Origin of the sequence: Kitasatospora sp. NPDC093102 (assembly GCF_040683915.1) — a bacterium.
Taxonomy (GTDB): Bacteria; Actinomycetota; Actinomycetes; order Streptomycetales; family Streptomycetaceae; genus Kitasatospora.
Window position 1 is genome coordinate 180,967 of sequence record NZ_JBFBFA010000011.1, and the last position, 25,025, is coordinate 205,991.

General features: G+C 72.2%; 20 protein-coding genes and 1 pseudogene. 7 read left to right on the plus strand and 14 right to left on the minus strand.

The genetic code is table 11. The features are described 5' to 3' along the window. Window positions 1-359: 359 nt before the first annotated feature. The 7 genes from AB0O11_RS18320 to AB0O11_RS18350 all read right to left on the minus strand — a co-directional run bounded on the left by AB0O11_RS18320 (window position 360) and on the right by AB0O11_RS18350 (window position 7,493). Window positions 360-875: a hypothetical protein gene (locus tag AB0O11_RS18320; protein ID WP_363387555.1), complete on the minus strand. Its 516-nt coding sequence runs from the start codon at window positions 873-875 to the stop codon at window positions 360-362. A 170-nt stretch (window positions 876-1,045) separates the two neighbouring features. Beyond that, a complete protein-coding gene (locus AB0O11_RS18325; protein ID WP_363387558.1) occupies window positions 1,046-2,500 on the minus strand; it encodes a PLP-dependent aminotransferase family protein in 1,455 nt (484 codons plus the stop codon). A 111-nt stretch (window positions 2,501-2,611) separates the two neighbouring features. Continuing rightward, complete coding sequence (locus tag AB0O11_RS18330; protein WP_363387560.1) at window positions 2,612-3,358, minus strand: M15 family metallopeptidase; 747 nt, start codon at window positions 3,356-3,358, stop codon at window positions 2,612-2,614. A 54-nt stretch (window positions 3,359-3,412) separates the two neighbouring features. Beyond that, window positions 3,413-3,799: a hypothetical protein gene (locus tag AB0O11_RS18335; protein ID WP_363387563.1), complete on the minus strand. Its 387-nt coding sequence runs from the start codon at window positions 3,797-3,799 to the stop codon at window positions 3,413-3,415. 13 nt (window positions 3,800-3,812) lie between these two features. Then, entirely contained in the window at window positions 3,813-6,002 is a 2,190-nt protein-coding gene (locus AB0O11_RS18340) for a glycoside hydrolase domain-containing protein (protein WP_363387565.1), read from the minus strand. Between the two features lie 67 nt (window positions 6,003-6,069). Further along, the gene (locus AB0O11_RS18345) at window positions 6,070-6,828 is read right to left on the minus strand and encodes a hypothetical protein (RefSeq protein ID WP_363387568.1); all 759 of its coding nucleotides are present in this window, start codon (window positions 6,826-6,828) and stop codon (window positions 6,070-6,072) included. Between the two features lie 161 nt (window positions 6,829-6,989). Continuing rightward, complete coding sequence (locus AB0O11_RS18350) at window positions 6,990-7,493, minus strand: hypothetical protein (protein WP_363387571.1); 504 nt, start codon at window positions 7,491-7,493, stop codon at window positions 6,990-6,992. 485 nt (window positions 7,494-7,978) lie between these two features. Between AB0O11_RS18350 and AB0O11_RS18355 the strand changes: the two genes are divergently transcribed. Genes AB0O11_RS18355 through AB0O11_RS18365 form a run of 3 tightly spaced genes read left to right on the plus strand, consistent with a single transcriptional unit; the run spans window position 7,979 to window position 11,408 of the window. Continuing rightward, window positions 7,979-9,478: a peptidoglycan-binding protein gene (locus tag AB0O11_RS18355; RefSeq protein ID WP_363387574.1), complete on the plus strand. Its 1,500-nt coding sequence runs from the start codon at window positions 7,979-7,981 to the stop codon at window positions 9,476-9,478. Beyond that, window positions 9,475-10,170, plus strand: coding sequence for an ABC transporter ATP-binding protein (locus AB0O11_RS18360; protein ID WP_363387576.1), 696 nt, complete (start codon window positions 9,475-9,477; stop codon window positions 10,168-10,170). The genes AB0O11_RS18355 and AB0O11_RS18360 overlap by 4 nt, the downstream gene beginning before the upstream one ends. Then, window positions 10,167-11,408 carry an ABC transporter permease gene (locus AB0O11_RS18365; RefSeq protein ID WP_363387579.1) on the plus strand — a complete coding sequence of 414 codons (1,242 nt, stop codon included), beginning with the start codon at window positions 10,167-10,169 and terminating at the stop codon, window positions 11,406-11,408. The genes AB0O11_RS18360 and AB0O11_RS18365 overlap by 4 nt, the downstream gene beginning before the upstream one ends. Before the next feature lie 39 nt (window positions 11,409-11,447). Here AB0O11_RS18365 and AB0O11_RS18370 read toward each other — a convergent pair whose 3' ends face one another. Continuing rightward, the gene (locus AB0O11_RS18370) at window positions 11,448-11,861 is read right to left on the minus strand and encodes a universal stress protein (RefSeq protein WP_363387634.1); all 414 of its coding nucleotides are present in this window, start codon (window positions 11,859-11,861) and stop codon (window positions 11,448-11,450) included. A 498-nt stretch (window positions 11,862-12,359) separates the two neighbouring features. Beyond that, window positions 12,360-12,944 carry a pyridoxamine 5'-phosphate oxidase family protein gene (locus tag AB0O11_RS18375; protein WP_363387582.1) on the minus strand — a complete coding sequence of 195 codons (585 nt, stop codon included), beginning with the start codon at window positions 12,942-12,944 and terminating at the stop codon, window positions 12,360-12,362. A 157-nt stretch (window positions 12,945-13,101) separates the two neighbouring features. On the opposite strand from AB0O11_RS18375, the gene AB0O11_RS18380 reads away from it, so the two are divergent. Next, entirely contained in the window at window positions 13,102-13,473 is a 372-nt protein-coding gene (locus AB0O11_RS18380) for a hypothetical protein (protein ID WP_363387585.1), read from the plus strand. A 155-nt stretch (window positions 13,474-13,628) separates the two neighbouring features. Here the strand turns inward: AB0O11_RS18380 and AB0O11_RS18385 are convergent, their stop codons facing one another. Beyond that, window positions 13,629-14,063, minus strand: coding sequence for a CBS domain-containing protein (locus AB0O11_RS18385; RefSeq protein ID WP_363387587.1), 435 nt, complete (start codon window positions 14,061-14,063; stop codon window positions 13,629-13,631). 294 nt (window positions 14,064-14,357) lie between these two features. Between AB0O11_RS18385 and ligD the strand changes: the two are divergent. Both ligD and AB0O11_RS18395 read left to right on the plus strand, forming a co-directional pair. Further along, window positions 14,358-15,227, plus strand: a pseudogene (ligD, locus tag AB0O11_RS18390) (non-homologous end-joining DNA ligase); the annotation flags it as partial. Window positions 15,228-15,293: 66 nt separating this feature from the next. Continuing rightward, window positions 15,294-16,148 carry a DNA ligase gene (locus AB0O11_RS18395; protein ID WP_363387637.1) on the plus strand — a complete coding sequence of 285 codons (855 nt, stop codon included), beginning with the start codon at window positions 15,294-15,296 and terminating at the stop codon, window positions 16,146-16,148. A 33-nt stretch (window positions 16,149-16,181) separates the two neighbouring features. On the opposite strand, the gene AB0O11_RS18400 is transcribed toward AB0O11_RS18395, so the two are convergent. The 4 genes from AB0O11_RS18400 to AB0O11_RS18415 form a co-directional block, all read right to left on the minus strand. Further along, the gene (locus AB0O11_RS18400) at window positions 16,182-16,766 is read right to left on the minus strand and encodes a type 1 glutamine amidotransferase domain-containing protein (protein ID WP_363387590.1); all 585 of its coding nucleotides are present in this window, start codon (window positions 16,764-16,766) and stop codon (window positions 16,182-16,184) included. Window positions 16,767-16,777: 11 nt separating this feature from the next. Then, window positions 16,778-17,074: a PRC-barrel domain containing protein gene (locus AB0O11_RS18405; RefSeq protein WP_363387593.1), complete on the minus strand. Its 297-nt coding sequence runs from the start codon at window positions 17,072-17,074 to the stop codon at window positions 16,778-16,780. A gap of 4 nt (window positions 17,075-17,078) precedes the next feature. Continuing rightward, window positions 17,079-17,483, minus strand: a complete 405-nt coding sequence (locus tag AB0O11_RS18410) for a hypothetical protein (RefSeq protein WP_363387639.1) — start codon at window positions 17,481-17,483, stop codon at window positions 17,079-17,081. Window positions 17,484-17,548: 65 nt separating this feature from the next. Beyond that, window positions 17,549-17,995 carry a hypothetical protein gene (locus tag AB0O11_RS18415; protein WP_363387596.1) on the minus strand — a complete coding sequence of 149 codons (447 nt, stop codon included), beginning with the start codon at window positions 17,993-17,995 and terminating at the stop codon, window positions 17,549-17,551. Between the two features lie 362 nt (window positions 17,996-18,357). On the opposite strand from AB0O11_RS18415, the gene AB0O11_RS18420 reads away from it, so the two are divergent. After that, the gene (locus tag AB0O11_RS18420) at window positions 18,358-25,011 is read left to right on the plus strand and encodes a hypothetical protein (protein WP_363387599.1); all 6,654 of its coding nucleotides are present in this window, start codon (window positions 18,358-18,360) and stop codon (window positions 25,009-25,011) included. Window positions 25,012-25,025 lie beyond the last annotated feature (14 nt).

The following is a 25,025-nucleotide window of genomic DNA, read 5'->3' on the forward strand; positions in this document are numbered from 1 at the left end:
TACCCCCCGATAGGGTGAATCTCGCCCGGTCCGCCCCCGCCGCCCGGCAAACTCCGGAAACATCCGTTCGCCCCTGTGGCCCCCGCGCCGCCATCGGCTTTCCCGCCCCGGCCGGGGCCCTGCCGAGGCCCGGAGGCCGTCGCCCGGCGTCCACCCGGCGCACCGTCCCGGCGGCGGACACCCGCGCGGCGCAGCGGCCGGGCTCCGGCGACCGGCCGCGGGGACACGAACGGCCCGTCAGGTGCCGGCACGGGGAAGCCGGCACCTGACGGGTGGACGGGGGGTGCGCAGTGGGGGTCTGCACCGGGGAGGACGGCACACCTGCGGCGTCCTCCGACGGTACCGGCGGTACCGATGGGTCAGGCGCAGGCGACCTGGGTGCCGGGGATGCCGACGATGCCCGAGTTGTTGGACTCGCCGCCACGGTACTCGTAGTACAGGTAGGAGTAGAAGTCGATCCGGGTGTCGGGGCCGCAGGCCGAATCGGGGGCGACGGTGTACGTCACCGTGAAGGCGCTGCTGGCGCCGGGGGCGAGTGGCACGTCGTAGCGGGCGATGCCGCCGTGGACGTTGTCACTGCACCCGTTGGTCTGGGTGCCGCAGGCGGTCGCGGTGAACTTGAGACCGGTCTCCAGGCTGGTGCCGTAGGTCTCCTGGACGCTCTGGTAGACGAACTGGATCGGGGTGTCGTACGGGTTGGTGAGCGTCAGGGTGAGCGTGAACTCGCCGCCCCGGACGGTCGTCTGCTTGTCGGAGACGGCCGTGAGGGGCAGCCTGCTGTCGGCCCGGGCGGCCGGGGCGGCGGAGAGGAGCAGACCGACGACGAGGGCCGGACACGCGGCGAGCGCGGCGCGGCTCAGATGTGTTCTGCGCATGACCATGGAGCGTAGGCGCCGCCTCCGCCGGGGTTGCACTCCTCGGCCCCGGTCCGTACCGACGCAGGAGCAGCGAGCGGACACCGCGCACCCGCCGCTCGCGTTCCGCCCCCACGGACGCGTCCGGGGGCCTATGCTTCGCCGGCCCTCCCGACGTTCCGGATCCGTCCTCACGCACACGGCGGCAGGATGTCGCAGAGCGCGTCGAGCGCCGCCGGGTACGCGTGGTCCGGCGGCGTGGCGTAGCCGACCACCAGGCCGTCGACGGCGGGCATCGCCTCCTCGCCGATCGCCGGGTGCCGGTAGTCGGCGAGCCCGTCGACGGCCAGGCCCCGGTACGCGGCGGCCTTGATCACCGAGCGCTCGGTGCCCGGCTCCAGGCGCAGCACCGCGTGCAGCCCGGCCGCGATGCCGGACACCTCGACGTGCGGGGCGCGGGCGGCGAGCGCGGCCACCAGCTGGTCGCGGCGGTCCCGGTAGCGGCGGCGCATCCGGCGCACGTGCCGGTCGTAGCCGCCGGAGTCGATGAACTCGGCGAGGGTCAGCTGGTCCAGGGCGCTGGCCCAGCCCTCGCGTTCACCCTTGGCGGCGAGCGCCCGGTCCACCAGGTGGTCGGGCAGCACCATCCAGCCGAGCCGCAGCGCGGGGGTCAGGCTCTTGCTGGTGCTGCCGAGGTAGACCACCCGTTCGGGGTCGAGCCCCTGGAGGGCGCCGACCGGCTGGCGGTCGTAGCGGAACTCCCCGTCGTAGTCGTCCTCCAGGACCAGCCCGCCGCGCCCGCGCGCCCAGTCGACCACGGCGGCGCGGCGGCGCGGATGCAGCGGGCCCCCGGTGGGGAACTGGTGGGCGGGGGTGAGCAGGGCCGTCCGGACGTCCGGGCGCTGCGCCAACTCGCCGGTCCGGGCGCCCCGTTCGTCGATCGGCAGCGGCACGGCGGTGATGCCCGCGGCGGCCAGCAACCCGCGGTGGAAGCCCAGCCCGTACGCCTCGACGGCCAGCGGGCCGTGCTCGGCGGGCGGCAGGACGGGCGCGGCGCCGTCGAAGAGCAACCTCAGCGCGTGGGCGAAGCCGGAGCAGACCACGATCCGGTCGGGGTCGGTGCGCACCCCCCGGGCGCGCGCGAGGTAGTCGGCGAGGACGGTGCGCAGTTCGCGCCGGCCCTGGGGATCGCCGGGCCCGAAGGCCTCGTTGGGGGCGGCGATGAGCGCCCGGCGGGCGGCGGCGAGCCAGGCGCTGCGCGGGAAGGAGGCGGCGTCGGGCTGGCCCTGGCGCAGGTCGTGGCCGGGACCGGGGCGGCGGGAGGGCCGGCGGGCCCGGGCGCGCGGGACGGGTTCGGCGCGTTCGGCGACGGCGGTGCCGGAGCCCTGACGGGCGGTCAGCCATCCCTCGGCGACGAGTTCGGCGTAGGCCTCGGCGGCGGTGTTGCGGGCCACGCCGAGGTCGGCGGCGAGGGCGCGGTAGGGCGGCAGCCGGGTGCCGGGGGCCAGTCTGCCGCTGCGGATCGCCTCGCGCAGGGCCGCCATCAGCGCGGCGCGGCGGCCGCCTCCGGCGGGGAGGTCGAGGTGCAGGTCGTTGCCGGTCGGGTGGGCGGGCTCGGAGGGGTGCGTGCCCCGCGTGTCCGTCATGGTCACGCACCCTACCGGCCGCCCGTCCACGACCCGGCGGCCGGTCCGTCGCGGGCGCCGACCGGGTGGCCGCCGGACCGCCGTGCGACGGACCGGCGGCCAGGGGACCGCCTACGGCCGCTGTACCAGCTCCAGGCTCCTTGCCTTCTGCTGCCGTTGGGCGTGCCGCGGGTCCACCAGGATGCCGGCGCCCGCGCCGGGCTCGTCGTTCCAGCGGCGGATCTTGTCCGCGACGGCCTTCAGCCGCTGGTCGCCGGGCGGCACGTCGATCTGGAAGTGCCCCTGGTCGACGGGCTTGAGGTCGCCGCCCCAGCGGACGACCCCCTCGCAGTCGGCGAGGATGTCCCGGAGCACCTCCAGTTGGTGCGCGAAGTAGCCGTCGGTCGCGCCGAGCGGGTACCAGTCGGGGCGGATGTCCACTGCCGTCCCGGAGGCATGGTTGCTCTCGTGCCGCGTCGGAAAGCTTCCCGGCTCACGGTAGCCGATCACCTCGTCCGGCCCGAGCATCGCGATCTCGTAGTTGAAGCGCCTGATCACGTGCGTCAGGACGGTCGCCACGTCGCCGGTCCGCAGAGCCACGGTGACGCCGCTTCCGGCGATCGGTTGGGTCCACACCGACCCGTGGTCGTCGACCACGTTCTCCATCTCCCAGCCGTTCGCGCTGGGTTTGCCCGTCTTCACCCGGGCCTGTTCCTTGCGCAGGGCCTCCGGCACCGGGGCGGAGCCGCCCGGCTCGCCGGCCGTGGGCTCCGCCTGTGCCCCGACCGCGAACGCCGACCCGCCGCCCGATGCGACGACCATTCCGATGCCCAGACCGGCGGCCCGTGACAGGACCGTCCGGCGAAGGATGTCAGCCACCTTCTCGCCTCCCTATTCGAGGTGATCGCCGTGGGGCGCCCGGCCCGGGCCCGCTCAGTTCCATCCGAACCCCGACCAGAGGTCGGGCCGGACGAGCGCGGGCACGGGCAGCACCACCACGGCGATCAGCCAGTACGTCACCCTGTTCGTCTTCAGGGCAGCAGCTACCAAGAGGTTGACCAGCAGGAAGAGCGCGAGGACCGGGACGGTGGTCAGGCCCGTCAACAGGAACGAGCCGAAGGGTCCGTCGTCGACGTCCGATGGGTTCGCCGTCGTCCAGCCGAGCCGGGCGAAGACGAAGTCCGACAGGAAGCGCCATCCGGTCCGCAGCGGCACGATGCTCAGGACGGCCAGCACCCCGTTGAGCACCAGGGCCACCGAGCAGCCGAACCACGTGTGCGAGCGCCAGGAGCCTCGCCCCTGCGCGACACTGCTGGTCATCGAACCTACCCTTCTACAGGTTTCGCATGGGTGCCTGATACTTCTCGAACACCCGGTAGACGTCCAGCCGCTTGCGTGCCTCGACCATCGCCTCCGGCGTGGTCCCCTGGTAGCGCGCCAGGAGGTTCAGCACCTCCGTCTCGGTGTAGTCGAGGTCGGGCCGGCGCTGGGGGATCAGACTGGCGTGCCACATGTGCACGTACGGGACGGTTCCGACGGTGAACGCGTTGTCCTGGTTGAGCTTCTTCCAGATCTCCCACTGGTCGGCGTCGTTGTCGAAGTCCTTGATCACGTCGTTGAGGACGCCCTGGCGGACCGCGTAGTTGCGCGCCGCGATCGCGGTCGCGCCGAAGATCTGGGCGAGTCCGGTACTGGAGTCACGGGGGGTGCCCGGCGTCCCCTGGAGGAAGTGCGAGGCGACCAGGTTGTCGGCGACGTCGTCCTCCAGCGAGATGTTGCGCATCTCCCAGAGGACGGGAACCTGCAGGAGCGCCTTGCGGATCCTCAGGTTCCTTGCCAGCGAGGTGAAGAGCAGGTCGTAGTGGAGGACCTCGTCGACGCACGCGGTCGTCGAGAAGTTCTTCCCGAAGCTGGTCTCCTCGTAACCGTAGGCCTTCAGGCAGGCCTGGATGTCCGCCAGCAGCGCCGCCCGCATGCTCAGGTCGAACCGGACGTCGAGGCGCTGGCCGCTGGGCACCGCGTCGAACGTGTTCTGCCCGTTGTCCCGGCCCGAGGCGATGTCATTGTCGATCACGATCTGCCCCGCGCCACTTCCCACCGTGATGGTGGAGATCTGGTCGAAGGCCCAGTCCGGCGGCATGGAGAACCCCAGGTTCCCCGAGAAACCGGTCGACATGTCGGACACGAAACTCGCCGTCGTCAGCCCCGCCCCGGCGACCCGCGAACAGATGTTGCGCGGACCGTAGACGCCGATCTGGTAGCGGTCCCCGAGGTAGGACATCATGTCCTTGATGGCCCGGAAGTGCGGGATGATGTTGTCGGTCACCTGATAGTCGAGCGCGTCGAAGTCCACGGCGAAGTAGATCCGCGTGCCCCGCTTGAACCCGTACTCGCTCGCCGCGTCGACGGCCGCCAGTGCGTCGGCGCGCCCCTGCTCGGGCCTGAAGTAGTTCGCCGAGCCGCCGTAGGTCTGGTAGATCGGGAAGATCCGCAGGCCCTTGCCCGTGATCACGTCCAGCTCGCCGGGCTGGATCTTCTTGTTGAGCGTGGTGCCGGCCACGTTCGAGAGGTAACGCCCCACGATCTGGTACCCCGCGGCCTTGAGCGCGTCGGCCCGCTCCGGCGTGATCTGGGTGACGCAGTCCAGCGCGGTCCCCTGACGGTTGGGATCACCGGTGGACACCAGCAGCGACGCCCACGTCTGGTAGTCCCCCTGGCCGCTCTCCGGGAGCTTGAGGAACGACTGGAACTGTTTCACCGACCCCTGGAGACTGGTCGTGTAGGTGCTGTCGAATGCGACCCGGCGGCCGTTGAACACCATGGCTGCGGTGAACAGTTGGACCCAGGTGCCGGAGGAGCCCACGGAGAGCGTGTTGCTCTGGATCCCGGCCTTGGTCCCGGGGCCGAAGGCTCCGTTGGCCACGTCGTCGCTCATGCCGATCTGGTACTGGATGGCCAGCATCAGCGCCTTCTGGACGTCCCGCGAGAAGTGCCCGTCACACGGGATGATGAAGAAGTTCCGGCGGTGGACGTACTGACCGTTCATCCACTGCTGGATGGCACGGACCTCGGCGGTGCCGTCCGTCACGACGACGTAGGGGTCCATGGTGAGGAGCGCTTTGAACATCTTCGGCGTGAGGCCGTCACCGGCGTATACGCCGTCGACGCCCATGTGCTGCTTCAGCTTGACGACGGCCGCGGAGACCCGGGAGTTGTACACCCCGTCGATCTCACCTCCGTCGTACCCCTTGCAGTAGAGCCCGGACTGGACGATCCGGTTGATGTTCGCGTTGTTGTTGCTCCGGTCGATGACCGGATACCGCGACTCCAGGACGGAGAGCGTCGTCGGACCGAAGGTGTTGGACAACGGCGTGATGTTCAGTTCGTACTGAAGTGCCCGGGTGAGGGCGTACATCACCGTCCACGACGTCTTTCCGTCTTCTTCCAGCTTTGGTATGTCCGGCACAGCGGCATAAGCGGTGTTGATGAACTTCTGTGCTCGCAGCACCATCTCGTCAGCCATGGCACCCTCCTCCGTACGGCCATCCGGTCACTTCTCGACGGAACCCGCGGGTTCTCCTGGGAAATCCTCAGCCGACCCCCGAAGCCGCTTTGACGACCAGGGCGTTGGCGTCCCGCGCCTCGGTGAGCGCGAGCTGGTTCCCCCCGATGAGGTCGTTCTGAATCCGCGTCTCGACCTCGAACCAGGTTCGGGTGAGGTCGGATTCCTGCTTGCAGTCGACGTCCGCCACCGCCGTGGCGATCTCCTCCGGTGAAACCGTCCGCGATCCACGGTTCTTCAGCTGCTCGTTCACGGTCAGCGGACTCGCAGCCGTGTAGCCCTTGCCCTTCATGCAACTGCTCCAAGCCGCGAGCGCCTGAAGCACCGCCGGGTCCGACTGGGAGCGTTCGAAGCTGTCGCCGTTGAGCTGGTTCACCAGCGTCTCGTCCAGGTTTCCGACCTTCCGGTCGGACTCCCCCAGGCAGCCACCTTCGGGAATGCGCGGGTCGGCCGGCTTCTCGCCGTTCGGGCCCCTTCCCTTCAGCGCCACGCCGGCCGCCGGTCCGGGCTCGAACAGCGGCGGCTCGCCGATGTCGTTCGCCAGGTGGTACCCGAACTTCTCAGCCTCCGCGGGAACGCTGACCCCGTACCGGCGTGCCATGTTGGCGCCGTCGAAATTGGGCGGTGGATAGCTGCCCGGCTGCGGTGGAGCGAATTCGAAGCCGAGGCTCTTCATGCACTCGCGCTGGACCCGCACCTTCGACTGCTGCACCACCAGCCGGCTCGGGTAGCCGACCATGAACGCCTGGAGGGGGAGCACCTTCCCCTTCATCAGCCCGGTCTCCACCGTCGCACTCGGTGCCCGCCCCGCACCCGGCGCGGGCGCGCCCCCACTCTCTGGTTCCGAGTCTTTTCCGCAACCCGCCGCACCGACGGCCAGCACGGCGATCGCCGTGATGGCCGCGGTGCGGCGCGCCCTGCGGAGCCCTCGGGACTCCCGTGACTGCATCAGCCGTTACGCCGGTGCGAAGCGTTGTTGTTGTGCAGCTTGGAGATGAGGTTGCCGCCCGAGTTCGGGCTGAAGGTCTGCGCCGTTCCGTTGAAGTTCGAGTTGTAGAAGACGGTGTAGCTGGCCCAGGCGTCGCCGTTCACCACGGACGCCGCGTTGTTCTTGAGCGCCTGGCCGCTGCCCGGGGCATTCTCGCAGTGCGATCCGCCGAGGTTGCTCCGGATCCACTGGCCGGAGTAGCCGAACTGGTAGAGCGTGATGATGTTCCCGTTCGGGGAATTGACCCCGTAGTGGTCGTCGATGCTCATACTCGACAGGTAGCAGGGGCTGGTGGAAACCCCTCCCGCGTTCGTCGAGTTGTAGAAGATCGCGAAACAGTAGGACTTGTCCCCGTACTCGCAGGTGTCGGACTTGTACTCGATGGCGTGCGCCGGGACGATCGACGCCACGGTCGCCAGCGCGGCGGCTCCCGTGGTGAGCGCGGCGGCCAGTCTGCGATTCATGCCACTCCTTCCGAGACGTTTCTTCCGGCTTCGCGCCGGCGTTTCCAGGAACCGAGGAGACGGCATCAGAAGAGATCGGGGGTGATTCGCACCCGATATCAACTGGCCTGCCGGTTCAGTCACATGACGAACCGAAGCGACATCCCCCCGGGTTGGCCAAAGGACATGCTTGCTTCAACCCAAGAGATCGTCAAGAGTGGCGCAGATCACATGATTGCTTCCCGCCATTGCTCTGCTGACGGAAGGTCAGGAGGCGTAGGGTCCATTTCCACACCGCCCGACGGCCGCTCATCAGGCCGGTCGACCCGAAGTCTTCGCACCGATCTGCATCTCGATGGATGCCACATCTGTCCGGTTTCCGCGCTTCTGTGCTTCGGCGTCCTAGCACCGCATCCCGCTTTTCCCTGCCCGAGACCGACCCGTCTGTTCGCCTGCCCACCGACCCACCCGACGAGCCGTTTCGGCCTCACCATCGAAAGAAGCCCATGCCCGCCAACTCGCGTCGGCGATCCGTCCTGATCGCCACCGCGCTGGTCTCGGTCGTGCTCTCCGGAGCTGGTGCCGCGGCCTCGCTGGTCATCAAGTCGCCGGCACAGGCCGCTGCCGAGACCGGGCCGCCGGCGCCCGACGTCCTCACCGCACGGGTCGAGTGGCGGGTGCTGACCTCGACGGTGGTCACCCGAGGCCAGGTGACCGCCGGCCGGTCCGTCGACGTGGCACCGGTCGGAGCCGGCACGGGCGCGGGCGCCATCCCGGTCGTGACCAGACTGCCGCTGAAGGCGGGCGCCGAGGTGACGGCCGCGACCCCGGTGCTCGAGGTGGCCGGACGGCCGGTCTTCGCCCTCCAGGGAGAGCTTCCGGTCTACCGGGACCTCAAGCCCGGCACCAAGGGCCCTGATGTGAAGCAGCTTCAGGAGGCCTTGGCCCAGGCCGGGTTCCCGTCTTCCGACGACGTCCCGGGTACCTTCGGCGCAGCGACGAAGTCCGCGGTCGCGGGGTTCTACGCGGCCCGTGGCTACGATCCTCTTCCGTCGTCCCCGGACGGTGACGCCCGTGTCACCGCCGCCAAGGACGCCGTGACGGCCGGGGAGCGCGTCCTGTCAGACGCCAGGGAGGCCTTGGCGTCCGACAGGACGGTGAGCGGGACGGGCTCCGCTCCGCCGGCCGGAGCCGGGGGCCGCGCGGGTTCCGGGCGGCCCTCCGACGGGGTCGGACCGGAGCCGGCCGCCGCCACCAAGCAGGTCACCCGGGCCGCAGAGGACCTGACACGTCTGCGGGCCAGACTGGCCGAGGCCGAGGCGGCCCGGGGCCCCATGGTGCCGGCCACCGAGCTGGTCTTCCTCCCGAGCTTCCCGGCCCGGGTCGAGAGCGTCGCGGGTCAGGTCGGCAGCATGGTCAGCGGCAAGGTGCTCGCGCTGTCCGCAGGCGCGCTCGTCGTCCGGGGAAGCCTGACCGCCTCCGATCGAGGACTCGTCCAGCCCGGCCAGAAGGTCGAGATCCTCTCCGAACTGACCGGGGCCAAGGCGTCCGCCACCGTCACCTCGGTCGCCGACAGCATGGACGGTCAGCCGGAGGCCGGGGCGGGCGGTACGAGCGGCGGGGCAGGCGGCGCGGCCGGGTCCAAGCCGGCCGCGGGTCCGGCGAACACACCGAGCGGCCCCGGGTTCCAACTGATCGTCCAACCCGATGAACCGCTCGACTTCAAACTGGCCAACCAGGACGTCCGGTTGACGATCGTGGCCGCGTCCTCGGCCGGCCCGGTGCTGACGGTGCCGCTGTCTGCCCTGTCCGCCACGGCCGACGGCAGGACGGTGGTCACGGTGTCCGACGGCGGACAGCGCCGACGGGTGGAGGTGAGCACCGGCACCGCGGGCGGCGGCAACGTCGAGGTACGCCCGATGTCGGACGGATCGCTGCGGGAGAGCGACCAGGTGATCGTCGGGGTCAAGGCGCCGGCGGCCGGGCCCGGGGCCGGTGCGCGGTGACGGCGCCCGCCGTCGAGTTCCGCGGCGTCGGGCTGACCTACGACGGCTCGCCGCCGGTCGAGGCCTTCAAGGCCTGCGACCTCGTCGTCCGCCACGGCGAGTACGTCACCGTGACCGGCCCCTCCGGTTCCGGCAAGTCCACCTTCCTGAACATCGCCGGTCTGCTGGACACCCCGACGACCGGCCGGTACCTGCTGGCCGGCATCGACACGGCGGCCCTGTCGGACCGCGACCGGACAGCTCTTCGCGGCAGCCGGATCGGCTTCGTGTTCCAGTCCTTCCACCTGTTGCCGCACCGCTCCGCCACCGAGAACGTCGCCCTCGCCATGCTCTACACGAGGGAGCACGGTCACCAGGCCCATGCCGCCCGGCACGAGCAGGCCCGCGAAGCGCTCGTCCGGGTGGGTCTCGGCAGTCGTCTCGACGCCCTCCCGGGAAAGCTGTCGGGTGGCGAGCGCCAGCGTGTGGCCATCGCCCGGGCCCTCATCGGACGTCCCTCGCTGCTCCTGTGCGACGAACCCACCGGGAACCTGGACACCGTGACGGCCGAATCCGTGCTCGGTCTCATCGACGAGCTTCACTCCCATGGAATGACGATCATTCTCATCTCCCATGATCCCGAGGTGGCGGCCCGCGGTCAGCGCACCCTGACCATCCGCGACGGCGCGCTGACCGAACCGGCCGCCCGATGAGCCCGCGTGCGCGGCGCCACGCGCTACGTGTCTGCCCGCCGTCCCGGCTGTCCGCGCGGGACCTGTTCTCCGAGGCGCTCGCAGGGCTGGTCCAACGCCCGGCGCGCGCCGTGCTCACCGGCCTCGGCACCGTGTTGGGCGTCGGGACGTTCGTGGCCGTCCTCGGCCTGGCCGCAACCACGTCGTCCCAGGTCGACGCGCACTTCAACGTGCTGACCGCCCCCGAGGTGTCGGTCGAGGACGTCGGAGACGCCGCCGAATCCACGCCCCTGTCGTTTCCCGCCGACGCGGACGCCCGCATCCAGCGCCTGAACGGGGTCAAGGCCGCCGGGGTCTTCTGGAACGTACGGCTGGCCGATGCCACCGTGCGTTCGGCACCGGTCGGCGACGCGGCCGGCGGAGAGCGGGTCCAGGTGGTGGCGGCCTCGGCCGGGGTACTGACCGCCGCGGAACCCCGAGTCGCCCAGGGCCGTACCTTCGACTCCTGGCACGACTCGACCGGACAGCCGGTGGCCGTGATCGGCGCCGGCATCGCCGACCGGCTGGGCATCACCACGCTCGACGTCCAGCCGGCCGTCCTCATCGCCGGCAAGCCGTTCACGGTCATCGGGATCGTCGACGACGTCCAGCGCAAGAGCGATCTCCTGCTCTCCGTCGTGGTCCCCCGTGGAACCGCGGCGATGCTCTGGGGACCGCCGGTCGGCGAACGGGCCAAGATGATCATCTCCACGCGGATCGGCGCCGCCCAGCAGATCGCCCAGGAGACCGCCCTCGCCCTGGATCCCGCCCGCCCGGAGCACTTCAAGGTCGTCCCTCCCCCGGACCCGAGAAACCTGCGCACCTCGGTGACCACCGACCTCGGCCAGCTCTTCCTCCTGCTGTCCGGGATCTGCCTCGTGATCGGCTCGGTCGGGATCGCCAACACCACGCTGGTGGCCGTGCTCGAACGCACGGGGGAGATCGGCCTGCGCCGGGCGCTCGGTGCGCGCGGCCGCCACATCACCGCCCAGTTCCTGACCGAGTCGGCCTGCCTCGGTCTGCTCGGCGGACTGATCGGCACCTCACTCGGGGTGCTCACGGTCATCGGGGTCGTCCTCGCCCGGGACTGGACCCCGGTCATCGAACCGGTCACCTTGGTGCTGGCGCCCCTCGTCGGGCTGCTCACCGGCCTCCTCGCCGGGGCGTACCCCGCCTGGCGCGCCGCCCGTATCCAGCCCGTCGAAGCGCTCCGGCGCTGAGGGCCGGGCCGGGCCGACACGGCCCGGCCCGGCCGCGGGCTACGGCACGACGGTGACCGGCCAGCGGCCGGCCTTCACCAGCCGGACCGCCACCGAACCGATCACCTTGTGCCCGGCCTGCTCGGAGACGCCGACCACCACGGCGTCGGCGCGCAGCTCGTCCGCGAGCTTGGCGAGGCCGGTGTACGGGTCGCCGCGCATGGTCAGGAAGCGCCACTCCACCTTCCACACCTCACGCACCCGGTGCTCGGCCTCGCGCAGCGCGGTCAGCAGTTCCTCGGCGATCTCCTGGGTGGTCTCCGCCACCGCGGCCCCGGCCAGGGCGGTCGCGGCGCCGAGGATCGGCTGGATGTACGCCACCGCGAGGACCGCGCCCTGCCGGCGGGCCAGTCCGGCGGCGTAGGCGGTGGCGCGCCAGGAGGAGTCGGAGCCGTCCAGACCGGCCAGGACCACCTTGGGGCCGTCGGTGCCGAGCTCGAAGCCCGTGGGCGCGGCCGCGGCCTCGTACTCCTCGGCGCCGGTCGGCGCCCCCGCCGCGGCAGCCCCTCCTGTGCCGGCCGCCGCCGCCCCACCCGTACCGGCGGCCGCCTCTCCCGCGTCCGCCGTGTCCGCTGCATCGCTGTCGTTGCTCATGGGGCCGAGGCTATGCCCGCCACCGGGAGTGGGGGCAGGGGGCACTCCGGGTGAGGGCTGTGGTGCGGGCCACCCGGGCCGGCGGCCGGGGTGACGGAATCGGCACCGGCGGCCGGGGTTCCGTCACGCGCTGTCGACCGTGTGGGCGGCCTCACAGCGGTTCGGGGGGCGGCGGCCTCGTCGCGTTCCGCCGGAGGCGCCCTGAACGCCCACGAGGTGTACGCCGGGGTGGGGTCCGTACCGGTCTCCGATCCGGAGGAGCCGGCGATCCCCGGCCCCGATCCGGTCGGCTGACAGGCCGTCGGGAACGTGCGACCGTCAGGACGGCCGCGGCGGAAGCGGCAGCGGGACGGCCGGCAGGCCGTCGATGCTGGTGCCGACCAGCGGCTTGCGCTCGCAGTAGGCGCCGAACTCCTCCTCGTCCTTGCGGTCGAAGTACTGGGCGTGCAGGTCACGGTCGGCGCGGTAGTCCATGAACGGCACCGCGTACCCGCAGGAATCGCTGACCCGCTCGGCCCTGACCAGCACGATCGCCCGCAGGCCGGAGCCGTCCGCGGCCGGGTCGAAGTGGCCGAGCAGTCCGGCGAACCTCGGGTCGTCCCGGAAGACCGGCTCGCCGCGCCCGTGCACCCGCACCACCGTCGGCGGGCCCTCGAAGGCGCACCACATCAGGGTGATCCGGCCGTTCTCCCGCAGGTGGGCGACGGTCTCGGCCTGCGAGCCGCCGAAGTCAAGGTAGGCGAGGGTGAGTTCGTCGATCACCGCGAGCGTCCCGGAGCGCCCCTTGGGCGAGAGGTTGACGTGCCCGTCGGCGTCCAGCGGGGCGGTGGCCACGAAGTACACCGGCTGGCGTTCGATGAACCGGCGCAGCCGACCGTCGATGCATTCGTACTGCTTTCCCATGTGCGCGATTGTGCCCGCATCTCGACCGGCAGGAAAGAAGGATCCGGCCCCTGAGACAGCCCGTCACCCGGGGTCGCACGAAGCCTCCCGGAGGCCGGCCGGCGCCGCCTACCATGGCCGGTGCATGCCACCCGCCAGGCCGAGCAGGGGAGTTGCGATGACCCGGAACACGCTCCCCACCACCTCGCCCGGGACGGTCCTCGGCACCCCCGCCGCGCCGCTGCGCGGGTACGTCCTCGGCTACCGCGGCTACCGGCTGGCCCTGCGGCAGCCGCTGCGACGGCTGGAGGTGCCGACGGACGTGGTCACCGTGGCACCCGCCTTCGAAGGCACGATGAGCCTCACCGACGCCGTCTCCCCCGCTCCCGCCGCCGCCTTCGGCTCGGTCGCGGCCGGACTGCGCCGCACCGCGACGATCGCCGAACACGCGGGCGTGCTGCACGGGTTGGCCGTCTCGCTCACCCCGCAGGGCGCCTTCCGGGCGTTCGGGCCGCCGGCCGGGTCACCGACCGGGTCACCGGGCGGGTGACCAGCACCGGGGACTGAGGCCTGCACCCCCACAGGCGTGCGCATTCGTACAAGACGCACCGGTGCCCCGCCCGGCACGCTCGAAGGGCCCGGCCGGTACGGGGGACCGGCCGGGCCGGAAGCGGGCGCGGACGGGGCGCGCGGGGCGTCAGCCGGTCACTGCTTCATGTAGACGCTGTCCATGAACTCGATGATCTGCTGATCGGTGAGCCGCTGGCCGTCACGGTGGCCCATCGCCAGGTCGGCCTCGCTGATCATGCCCACCAGCCGGTCCCCGTCGATCACCGGGATGCGCCGGATCTGGTGCTGCTCCATCTTGCGCAGCACCACGTCCATGCTGTCCTCGGCGCGCACGCAGTGCAGGTGGCCGGAGAGCTCCATGGCCGTCATCTTGGCCGGGTTCTTGCCCTCCGCGATACATCGCAGCACGATGTCGCGGTCGGTGATGATGCCCTTCAGCTTCTGGTCGTCGCCGCAGATCGGCAGCGCGCCCACGTTCTTGTCGCGCATCATCTGCGCGGCCTCGGCCAGCGTCTGATGGGCGCCGATGCACTGGGCACCGGTGTGCATGATGTCTCGGGCAGTGGTCACGGGGACTCCTTCGTCGATGGTTCCCCCCGGCTGGCCCCCCGCATCCCCCCGGCGGCGCATCCGGGCTCCCGCCGTCGGAGCGGAAGCGGTGTGACCGCGCCCTCACCATAAGCAACCCCGTCTCCGTCCGCGACCCCGGCCGGTCGCCCGCTCCCCGGAGGCGGCCGGTGGAACGGCTGCGCGCGCTGTGCCCGGCGCTGCCTGACGTCGAGGAGCGGGTCGGCCTCGGGGAACCGGGGCAGACTGGCTGCGGGGGCCACCCACCGGAGGCGTCGGAGGCGGACCGTGCCGCAGATGACGGTGGACGGGCGCACCCTCGCCCTCTCCCACCTCGACAAGGTGTACTACCCGCGCACCGGCACCCCCAAGGGCGAGGTGCTGCGCTACTACGCCGCCGTGCACACCGCGCTGCTCCCGCACCTGCGCGACCGCCCGGTCTCCTTCCTGCGCTGCCCGGACGGCGTCGAGGCGGAGGTGTTCGTCGCCAAGAACCCGCCACCCGGCACCCCGGACTGGGTGCGCACGGTCGACGTGCCGAGCAACACCGGCGAGCTGCGCCAGGTGGTGCTGGCGGACGGCGCGGCCCTGCTGGCGGTCGCCAACCTCGGCTGCCTGGAACTGCACGTCCCGCAGTGGCACGCGGCCGCGCCCGCCCTCGCCGACCGGCTGGTGCTGGACCTCGACCCCGGCGAGGGCGCCGACGTGCTGACCTGCCGTACGGTCGCGCTGCTGCTGCGCGAGCGGCTCGCCGCGGACGGCCTGGCGGCGTGGGCGAAGACCTCCGGCTCCAAGGGCCTGCACCTGCTGGTCCCGATCGAACCCACCCCGAGTGCCCGGGTCTGCGCGTACGCGAAGGCGCTGGCCGCCGTCCTGGAGGCCGAGCACCCGGACCTGGTGGTGCACACCATGGCCAAGGCCCGCCGCCGGGGCCGGGTGCTGGTCGACTGGTCGCAGAACAACGCCAAGAAGACCACCGCCGCGCCGTACACCCTGCGGGCCCGGCCGTTGCCGACCGTCTCCACCCCGCTGGCCTGGGCAGAGCTGGAACGGGCCGGCCGCGAGCAGGACCTGGTCTTCACGCTCGCCGAGGTGCCCGACCGGCTGGCCGTGCACGGCGACCTGCTCGCCCCGCTGCTGGACCCGGAACGGGCCCGGCCGCTGCCCGGTGCGCCCGCGGCGCCACCGCCGCCGGAGCCGTCGCGCCAGGTGCTGCGCCCGCCCGTCGAGGTGATGCGTCCGGCCGCCGTGACCGCCGTCCCGCCCGCCGACGGCCTGGGCGGCGGGGGCGTGCAGTACGAGCTGAAGCTGGACGGGTTCCGCTGCGTCGCGTTCGCCCGGGGCGAGCGCCTCGCGTACCTCCAGTCCCGCAGCGGCCGCGACCTCGCCCCCGAGTTCCCGCCGATCGCCGCCGCCGTCGCCCGGCTGCCGGAGGGGCTGGTGCTGGACGCCGAGCTGGTCGCCTGGCGCGGCGGCCGGTTCGCCTTCGGCGAGCTGCTGCGCACCCGCCAGGCCCGCGCCGCCGCTCCCGAGGTGGCGCTCGGCCTGATCGCCTTCGACCTGCTGGCGCTGCCCGGCCGCGACGTCCGCCGGCTGCCGCTCACCGACCGCCGCCGCCTGCTGCTCGCGGCCCTCGCCGACGTCCCGCCGCCGATCCAGCCGGTCATGGCCACCACGGACCGGGCGGAGGCGCTGGAGTGGATGGAGCAGCTCGCCGGCACCGGGGTGGAGGGCCTGGTCTGCAAGGCCGCCGCCGCCCCGTACCGCCCGCGCGGCGCGGGCCGCGTCTGGGTCAAGTACCGCCGCAGCGACACCCTCGACGCCACCGTCCGCGCCGTCACCGGCCCGGCCGCCCACCCGCAGGCGCTGATCCTCCAGCTCGACGACGGGCGGGTGTTCCTGACCACCCCGCGGCTCACCCCGGTCCAGTCCCGCGAGGTCGCGGAGGTCGCCCGCCCCCTGCTCGGCCCGCCCACCACGGACCCCGACCACGGCCCGGTCCACCCGCTGACCTCGCCCCTCCGCGCCGAACTCACCCTCACCGGCCGCCCGCCCACCGCCACCTTCGTCCGCCTCCGGGGCGACTGACGGCCGGCTGCGGTCGCGCGGTGTCGCCGGCGTTCACGTCGGCCGCTTCGCCGCAGCGTGGGCGAACTCCGTCACGAAGGCGTCGTCGAACAGCGGCAGGTCGTGCGGATTGCGACTGGTGACGAGCGGGCCGGGCCCGTCTCGGCAGACGTGGACCGGCTCGTCCACCCAGTGCGCGCCGGCGTTGACCAGGTCGGTGCGCAGGCTGGGCCAGGAGGTCAGGGTGCGGCCGCGCACGGCGTCGGCCTCGATGAGCGTCCAGGCCGCGTGGCAGATCGCCGCGACCGGGCGGCCGGCGGCACAGCAGGCGTGCACGAAGGCGACCGCCGGGCGGTCCAGGCGCAGCCGGTCGGGGTTGGCGACGCCGCCGGGAAGGACCAGCCCGTCGTAGTCGGCCGGGTCGGCCCCGGCGACCAGGGCGTCCACGGCGAAGGTGTCGCCCGGCGTCCGGTGCCGGACTGTCCGGACCCGCCCCTCGGCGGTGGACAGCAGCCGTGGGGTGCCGCCGGACTCGGCGACCGCCTGCCAGGGGTCGGTCAGTTCGACCTGCTCGGCCCCGTACGGAGCGACCAGGAAAGCGATCGTCCGGCCGGTGAGCGTGGTGGACGGCCAGCCCATGGCACGGTCGCTCAGCGCGGGTGCGGGGCGGTCAGGTCGACGGCCGCGGGCGGGGCCGAACTGAGCCTGGCACGCGGGCAGTCGAGGTGGACGACCCGGTCGAGGTGGTCGAGCCGGGCGACCAGTCCGGCCGACACGAGCACCCGGGTGCCCCGCACCCAGGGCTCGGCGTCGACCAGCAGGTGGTCCCCGGCATCCTGTTCGACCCGGCCGACCGGGCCGTCGGTGGCATGCACCTCGTACCCGACCAGCGTGAGGTCGGCGGCGGGATGGGAGCCCGGGCGGTACTCCCACAGGTCGGTGGTCATCACGTCACGCCTCCGGACGGTCCCAGGGGCGCCGCTCCCGGCGTTCCCGGGTCTCCGCCGGGTCCGCCGCGTCGGTGCGGCCGCGGGCCGTGCGCCGACGGCGCAGCAGCTCCGAGGCGGCGATCGCGGCCGCCACCGTGGCCACCCAGACCACGCCGAGCGCGACCAGCACGGCGGTGACCGGGGTCCGTACGCCCACGCCGAGGCAGATCGCCGTCATCACCAGGACGGTCAGCACCACCCCGGCCGAGATCCTGCGCCCGAGGCCGCGAAGCACGCCCCGGACCCGGCTGGGCGGCTTGGCGCCCATCGTGCTCAGCTTCCGGTCGAGCCGTGTGTCCTGGCGCAGATCGGACTCGATCTCCTCGAGGAGCCGCCGCTCCCATCCGCTCAACGCGGGTCCGTCCATCTTGGTCACCTCCGACACTTCGGGTGACGTGTTCACACCCGGCGGTTGCCCGGTAAGGGCTGGTGCTAACCGTTCGGGGCGCCGCCTGTTGCGGCGCCGGCGGGCCCGAAGGCCCGGGGGCGGGCGAGCAGGCTGTCGTCCAGGACGCTCAGCAGTGCGGCGGCGTCGCGGTGCACCTCGGCCGCGCCCTCCGCCCGCAGCTCCTGGCCGGTGTCCCGGCCGACCGCCAGGGCCACGCACGGCACCCCGGCCCGCCGCGCCGCCCGTACGTCGCGCACGCTCCCGGCGACGGCCACGGCGTGCGAGGGTCTGCCGTCCACCAGCTCCAGCGCGGCCCGCAGCGGGTCGCCGCCGGGATCGGCCACGGTCAGCGCCGGTGCCCCGGCCGGCCCGGGGCCGGTCAGCACGACCGTCCACCCCCGGGCGGCGCACTCGCGCAGCAACTCGGCACCGCCGGGCAGCGCGGGCTGCCACCAGTCGGTACCGAAGAGAGCCGCCGAGATCACCGTCATGGTCACCGCTCCGTTCGCGGGCGACGCACCGAACGCTTCTCTCCAGGTTAGGTCGCTCCCCCGCCACGCGCGCAGCCTGCGGGTCACGGACTTCCGAGGGGGCGATCCGCCCGCGACCCGCGGAGGTCCGGTGGTGTACCCGGGAACGTAGGCCGGAAGACCCTCCGTCGGCACGGGCCGACACCGGGGCAAAGGCCTGCCCGACCGGGCCTGGCACCCGTCCGAGCAAGCCGGGATCGGGCCATCGAACCGCCGCACGACGACATTCCGTTGTTGCCCCTGAGATCGAACCCGTCCAGAGCAGGCCCTTCGCCCCCGGCGGTGAACTTCCCGCCCTTGGGACCGTCATGTGAGGATTCGTCATGTCTGCTGCCCCTGCCGCGTGGTTCTCCGGTCTGTTCAGGTTCGGTTCTTCGGGCCGGGACCTGCCGTCGTGGTGGGCGGCGTTGATGGGTGCGGTGTCGGGGGCGTCGTATCCGAAGGTGGACGCGGAGCGGCTGTTGACGGGCGCGGGGGCGCTGCGGCGCACGGCCGTGCTGGTGGACGAGGCGGGGGTGGAGATCGAACGGCATGCGACCGCGTTGCCCACGAGCCTGCCCGGAGCGGGAAAGGAGATGGCACGGACCCTGGCGGACGTCGGAGAGAGCACCCGGCGCGGCGCGGCGACCCTACGGGAGGGCGCAGGGGCACTGGAGGAGCAGGCCGGACAGGTCGACTACGCGCAGCGGTCGATGGAGCTGACGGCGGCGATGACGCTGTGGACGGTCGCACAGTTGGTATGGGCCATGGCCACGACAGCCGGCGCGTCGGCGGCCCTCGTCCCCGGAGTCCTGGCGGGCGGGCGCCGCTCGGTGCGCGAAATCCTGGCGGAATTCCTCAGGTTGGTGTGCTCGGGGGCGGTCTTCGGGGCCGGGCAGGATGCGCTGGTGCAGGCTTCCCAGCTCGGTGAGTACCGCCGCGGGCTGGATGTGACGTCGTTGCTGGTCGCGGGGGTGGGCGGCCTGGCCGGGGGGCTCGGAGACCCGGCCGGGCACGCCCTGGGGGCCCGGATGCCGGCACCCGCCCTGCTGCGCAAGGCTGTGGGCGGGGCTGTGGGCGGAGCGATCGGAGGGGAGGCCGGGGCGGTGGTCTCCACCGCCTGGCAGGGCGGCGAATGGGACCCGACCATGTTCGGCCTCGCCGCGGCCGCCGGCGCGGGTACCGGTGTGATCGGTGGCGCACTCCACCACTACACCCAGCTCAAACACGTCCGGAATCCGCGCCTTTCCCAGGACCCCGTCGGCGTCCGCGGCACCGACCACTGGACGGCCCCTGCCGCCCACGACCGGCAGCCGGCGGCCGAACTCCCGCCACCGGCCCTCACGGGCACCCCCGAGCCGGTGTCGCACGAGGCCACCGCACCGGCACCGCGTGAATCGGGGGTCGCGCGGCCCGAGGCCGGACGAGCCACCGTGGAAAGGCTCGGGCACGTGGAAGCGGCCGTCTCTTCCACGGCCTCGGACGCCCGCCCCGGCGGCCCCGATCCGGCCGGCGCCGAGCGCGACCTGAGCACGACACCCACCCGTCCCGCACCGACGACGACCGGAGACCACCCGGCGCACGAGCACGCGGTCCGGACCGCCGACACGCCTGCCCGCCCCCTCGAACCGCTCTACGACCGCCGGGACTGGCGCAGCCACCAGGCGAACTGGCTCGAAGCCGTCGCCAAGGCCCAGAAGAACCCCCTCGTGCGTGAGGTCCAGACCATCCCGGCCGACCGACTGCACACCTGGTGGAACGCCCTGCCCGAACTCCACCGGCGGCAGCTGAATGCCGAGCTGAACGTGCTCGTGGCCCCGGCCGACCGTCCCGCACCCGCCGCGAGGATCCCCGAACCCGCCGCAGTCGTCAGGCTACGCGCCGCCTTCGCCGGCGAACTCGCCACCCACCGCCTGACCGACCCGCACACCACCACCGACCAGATCCTCGACAGGACACCCGGCCACCCGACCAACCACCCCGCCACCCCCGACGACCACTCCCGCCAGACCTTCCTCCACGCAGCAGGCCTCCAGGCCACCGCCGCCGACCGACGCGCCGGCATCCTCCCCGGCGGCACCCGCCCCAAGGAGTCGGTCGTGACGCCCGATGCCGACTCCGCGGCCGCGAGCAGCGCCACCTCAGGTCCTTCGCCGGTCAGCCGCAGTCCTGCCCCACGTTTCAAGCGCCCCGCAAGCTCACCGTCCGGATCCGACCCCCAGCCCCACGGGGAACTCCCCGGCAAACGGCTACGCGCCACCGGCCCCACCCACTCCGTCATCGGGGGCACCCCAGTTACCACGCCCACCGACCAGACCGTCACCACCGCGCTCACCCGGCTGGCCCAGGAGTTGAAGGAGCGCGAGGTCCTCGCCCTGCGGAACGGCACCTTGGAACAGCTCGCCCGCTACACCCTGCCCGGGAAGGACCAGGCACAGCTTCGAAAAGCCGCCCGCACCACCCTGTCCCTGCGTCCCGGCGAGCCCCTGACCACCGCCGGCCTCCAGCTCGGCCACACCCTCGACCGGCTCCTCACCGACCCCGCCCACACCACGGCCCGGTGGAGGAAGCGCGCCTCCGAGTACGCCGACTTCCTCGACCGCCACGGCCTGCCGCTGGATCCGGACCACCTCGACATCCTCACCAGCCTCGATACCCTCATCCCGGTCCCGAAGACCGGAGCCGCCACCACCGCTCGGTTCGACCGCCTCGTCACCACGGTCAGCCCGGAGGTCTCCGCCCCCAGCCGTGTCGACCGCCTCCGCCTGATCACCGACGCCCTCGCCCTTCGGCGCGAGAACCGTCCCGTCACCGTCGACACCCTTGGGCGCGCCGCCAACGAACGGCTCGTACACGCGATGGAATGGACCCCCACCACCCCCGACCACGACACCACGGCCCGCCCCGATCGCGCCCCGGACGCCACCGGCCACAGCACCAATGCGCTCAACGGCGTCGGCGACGAGGCGATCAGGTTCGCCATCACCTTGATGAAGAAGCGCGGCGATCTGCCCTTCAAGGAAGGTGTGCCCGAGGCCGAGGACCCCACCGTCCGCAAGATCGCCATCTACTACGACGTCTCCTACAAGGTCCTGGCCCGCACCGCAGCCGCCGAGGCCGCCGCCACCACCTACGCCGACGAGATCGCCGGCCGACACACCCACACCGCAGCCGGCGCCGGAACGCCCCCACCTCTTCCGGAGGCGTTCCTTCCCAAGGAGCCGACGGTGCGGGCGGCTTACCTCGAATTCCTCGCCGTCGCGCACAAGAGCTTCCCCGCGGAGGTGCCGCCGAATCTGCGCACCTACGCCGCGACCCTCGGTCCCGCCCCCGCCGACTCCGTCTTCCGCGGCTGGAAGCCCAAGCGCGTCGGCACGTCCTTCCAGACGCACTACAGGAAAGCCAAGGCGATCACGGGGAATCTGTCCGTCCTGAAGAGCGGCTACCGTGGGGACTTCCAACCGAAGCTCACAGCGGTGGCCTGTCTGCTGGCCGACAACGGCACGCCCCAGAAGACGATCAAGGCTGTCGTCGGTGTGGGATCCGACACCTTGTCCAACCTGCTGACGCATGCCCCCAGTCACCGGCCATGGACCGACGAGCGGGTCGACCGCCTCGTCCGGGAATGGATCGACGGACACCAGAACAGCACCACCCTGCTCACGTATCTCCGGGCCAGCACCCCGTACGTCCCCGTCGAACAGAGCCACGGCACGGTCGAGCACCCCGAGTTCGCACGCCCGGTCTTCGTCCGCGCCGACAAACTGCTCCAGGCCGCCGAGTCCAGACCGGATCCGGCGGAAACCGCCAGGAAGCTCGGCATCGACAGAGCGACCCTCGACGCGTGGGTGGCGGACACGGTCCCCGACCTCGGGACGGATCCGGGCGCCCCAGCCACCACGGCCGCGGATCACATCCCCTTCCAGCCGCGTGTCGTCCTCCCCGACGATCCGAACGTGCGGGTCCTCTACGACGAACTCCTCGCCGTTCTCCACGAGGAACACCCCGAGCAGGTCCCCCGGCAGCTGCGCGCCCACGCCGCCGCCCTCGCCCCTGCTGGTCGGGACTCCGTCTTCCGCGGCTGGAACCCCGAGAACAAGACATCCACCTTCAACAGCCACTACAAGACGGTCAAGAGAATCGCAGCGGACACCGATCTGCTGAGGAGCAGGCACGACGACGACTACCAGCAGAAGATGACCGCGGCGGCGTGCCTGCTGGCCGACCGCGGCACCCAGACTTCCGTGATCACGAACCAGCTCGCCATCAAACGGGGGCGTGTGCCCGACTTGGTGAAGCACGCCCCCAGTCAGCACCCCTGGACCCCTGAGGAGGCCACCCGCCTCGTCCAGGAATGGATCGAACAGCGCCAGAACGGCGTCACCCTGCTCGCCCACCTCCAGGCCAACACCCCCTACGCCCCCGTCACACCCAGCGATGGCAGGATCAACCACCCCAAGTTCGCTCACCCGGTCTTCCTCCACGCCGAGGCCTTGCTCAAACCCACCGGGGCGAGCCGGGCGGACATCGCTGCGGAACTCGGGGTCCACTTGGACACCCTGAAGAACTGGGCGGCGGGGGCCGCGGCCGACAGGAACGATCCCGCCACCACCGAGCGGCCGATCACCGCGGAAGATCCCGCCACCACCGAGCGGCCGATCACCGCGGAAGATCCCGTCGCCACCGTGGGGCCGGCCACGGATCCCGACCCGTTCGTGCCCCGTCTGATCCTCCCCGAGGACACGGGCGTGCGGTCCGCCTACGACGAACTCCTCGCCGTCCTCCACCAGGAGAACCACTCCGACCAGATCCCCCCACGGCTGCGCGACCACGCCGCCACCCTCGCCCCTGCCCGTCAGGACTCCGTCTTCCGCGGCTGGAACCCCGAGAACAAGACATCCACCTTCAACAGCCACTACAAAACGGCCACGAACAGCGCGACGGCGGCACCCCTCTGGAGGCAGGACGGCGTCCTCTCCACATATGGCACGCAGGCGGCGGCAGTGGCCTGCCTGCTGGCCGACAACGGCACCCCGGCACACGTGACGATCAAACACCTCGATTCAGTACCGGCGAACCTGCCTGCACTGACGCGACACGCCCCCAGCCAACAGCCGTGGACCCCTGAGGAGGCCACACGTCTCGTCCGGGGATGGATCGACCACCACCAGAACCGCGTCACCCTGCTCGCCCACCTCCAGGCCAACACCCCCTACGCCCCGGTCATGCACGGCAGCACAGTCAGCCACCCGAAGTTCGCCCACCCCGTCTTCCTCGACGCCTACGCACTGCTCCGAACCACCACACCGTCCCCTGCGGACATCTCCCGGAAGCTGGGCGTGGCCCAGCACATCCTGCGCCAATGGCTTGAGAAAGAGAGCCCGGCCAGCCACCGGAACGCGCCGGCCGCCCGCCCCGTTGGCACAAGCCCGGTCCCGCGTCGGCACGCCGAGCGCGTTGCCCCCCTCGGTGGTGCCCCGTCCCCGTCCGAACGCCGCGCCGACCCGACCACCGCGGCAGTAGCTGCGGTCCGGCCGGCGAAGGCCCCAGGGCTCCACAACGCTTCCGCCATGACCGGCGCGAGGCACCCGGCTGGTGTCCGGCCTTCCGGGAACACGGCCGACAGGTCAGGCACCCCCACGGCACGGCGGTCTTCCCCGGCACCCGAGCCCTCCCCACCCTCGGGGCCGAAGCGCACGGCCGCTCCACCGCTGAGGTGGACGACGACCGCCGCGGGGCTGCGGGTCCCCGTCCGCCCCCGCACAACACCGGGTGTTGGTGCCTCGACGGGAAGTGGGCCTGCTGCCGCTCCCCACCCGAAGACCGGTTCCGTCTTCCACGCCACCACCCCGGCCCATCGGGCCACCACATCCGGCCCGACCCCGGTAGCCGGTACCGTCCACGGCAGCAGCGCGACCGTCGACTCCCCCGGTCGCCTCACACCGCCCCGGGACGGTGTTCTCGAAGTACTCCCGATCACGTCGCCGACTCGGTCCGGCGACGAGGAAGCCGCCTTCGGCCACGGCTCCGGTCCGGGCCGCACGGGCCCCTTCGACGACGCGGACACCCACCTCCCGGACGTGGACGAACTGTTCGGAGACGAGGGCTACGGCCTGACACCGTTGGTTCTCGATGGGGAGGGCACCCTGAGCACCGGCATCGGAGCGGACTCCAGCACCGTGACGCACGACCACGGCGGCACGCCCACCGGCTCCACGGGTGTCGGCACCTCGGACATGACGGATCTTTTCGCCGCCACCAGCCTGAGCGACGCGATCGACGGCTCCCCGGCGGCACCGGCGCCGCCCACGGTCGTCGCCGAGAGCCCGGAACCTCCAACGGTGAGGGTGGACACCACGACCGACGGCGGAACGGGCTTCGCCGCCAAGGTGACGATCCCCGAGGACGGCTTTCCGCTCGAAGTGCCTCCGTCTCCCCTGTACTACGCCGAGAGTCCGCCCGCCCACGACGACTTCGACGCAACCAGCGCCACCGATGACACTCCCGCCAGGGACGAGACCATGGACGTCGACGCCGTACGCGACACCGCCGCCCCGTCGCCCTCCGTTTCCGCCGGTCGAGCCCCCGTCGCCGGCACCGCACCGACCGGTCTCCGCCCGGACAGCGACCCGTTCGTCCCCCTGGACGACCTCATGTCCGTCGACATCCCCGGAGACGTGGCTGTCGTCCGAACCGTGGATGAGCTCGCCGACAGCGGGCTGGACCGCCTGCTCCGCCTGCACGACTTCCCCGAAGCCGAATCGCGGGAAGCGAGCCCCTACGATGCCGACCTGGTCGCCAACGGCAAGGGCTTCGCCGCCGGCGTCGCGGTCCGCGGCATCACGCATGCCCTCGACGCCGTCCGCACAACCGACACTGACATGGCCGACGCCTCGTTCTCGCCTTACATCGGCACTCCCCCTTTCACACCGGGCACACCCCCCGCCATGTCTCCGCGCGCCATGACGCTTCCGCCGATCGACCTCCCGGATCTCTAGAAAGGCCGCCGGGC

Coding starts and splice junctions, on each gene's coding strand:
- AB0O11_RS18420 (WP_363387599.1), top strand. CDS start 18,358: ATGTCTGCTGCCCCTGCCGCGTGGTTCTCCGGTCTGTTCAGGTTCGGT.
- AB0O11_RS18400 (WP_363387590.1), bottom strand. CDS start 16,766: ATGGGCTGGCCGTCCACCACGCTCACCGGCCGGACGATCGCTTTCCTG.
- AB0O11_RS18350 (WP_363387571.1), bottom strand. CDS start 7,493: ATGAATCGCAGACTGGCCGCCGCGCTCACCACGGGAGCCGCCGCGCTG.
- AB0O11_RS18380 (WP_363387585.1), top strand. CDS start 13,102: ATGACCCGGAACACGCTCCCCACCACCTCGCCCGGGACGGTCCTCGGC.
- AB0O11_RS18405 (WP_363387593.1), bottom strand. CDS start 17,074: ATGACCACCGACCTGTGGGAGTACCGCCCGGGCTCCCATCCCGCCGCC.
- AB0O11_RS18355 (WP_363387574.1), top strand. CDS start 7,979: ATGCCCGCCAACTCGCGTCGGCGATCCGTCCTGATCGCCACCGCGCTG.
- AB0O11_RS18335 (WP_363387563.1), bottom strand. CDS start 3,799: ATGACCAGCAGTGTCGCGCAGGGGCGAGGCTCCTGGCGCTCGCACACG.
- AB0O11_RS18415 (WP_363387596.1), bottom strand. CDS start 17,995: ATGACGGTGATCTCGGCGGCTCTCTTCGGTACCGACTGGTGGCAGCCC.
- AB0O11_RS18325 (WP_363387558.1), bottom strand. CDS start 2,500: ATGACGGACACGCGGGGCACGCACCCCTCCGAGCCCGCCCACCCGACC.
- AB0O11_RS18395 (WP_363387637.1), top strand. CDS start 15,294: ATGCGTCCGGCCGCCGTGACCGCCGTCCCGCCCGCCGACGGCCTGGGC.
- AB0O11_RS18340 (WP_363387565.1), bottom strand. CDS start 6,002: ATGGCTGACGAGATGGTGCTGCGAGCACAGAAGTTCATCAACACCGCT.
- AB0O11_RS18365 (WP_363387579.1), top strand. CDS start 10,167: ATGAGCCCGCGTGCGCGGCGCCACGCGCTACGTGTCTGCCCGCCGTCC.
- AB0O11_RS18410 (WP_363387639.1), bottom strand. CDS start 17,483: ATGGACGGACCCGCGTTGAGCGGATGGGAGCGGCGGCTCCTCGAGGAG.
- AB0O11_RS18375 (WP_363387582.1), bottom strand. CDS start 12,944: ATGGGAAAGCAGTACGAATGCATCGACGGTCGGCTGCGCCGGTTCATC.
- AB0O11_RS18320 (WP_363387555.1), bottom strand. CDS start 875: ATGCGCAGAACACATCTGAGCCGCGCCGCGCTCGCCGCGTGTCCGGCC.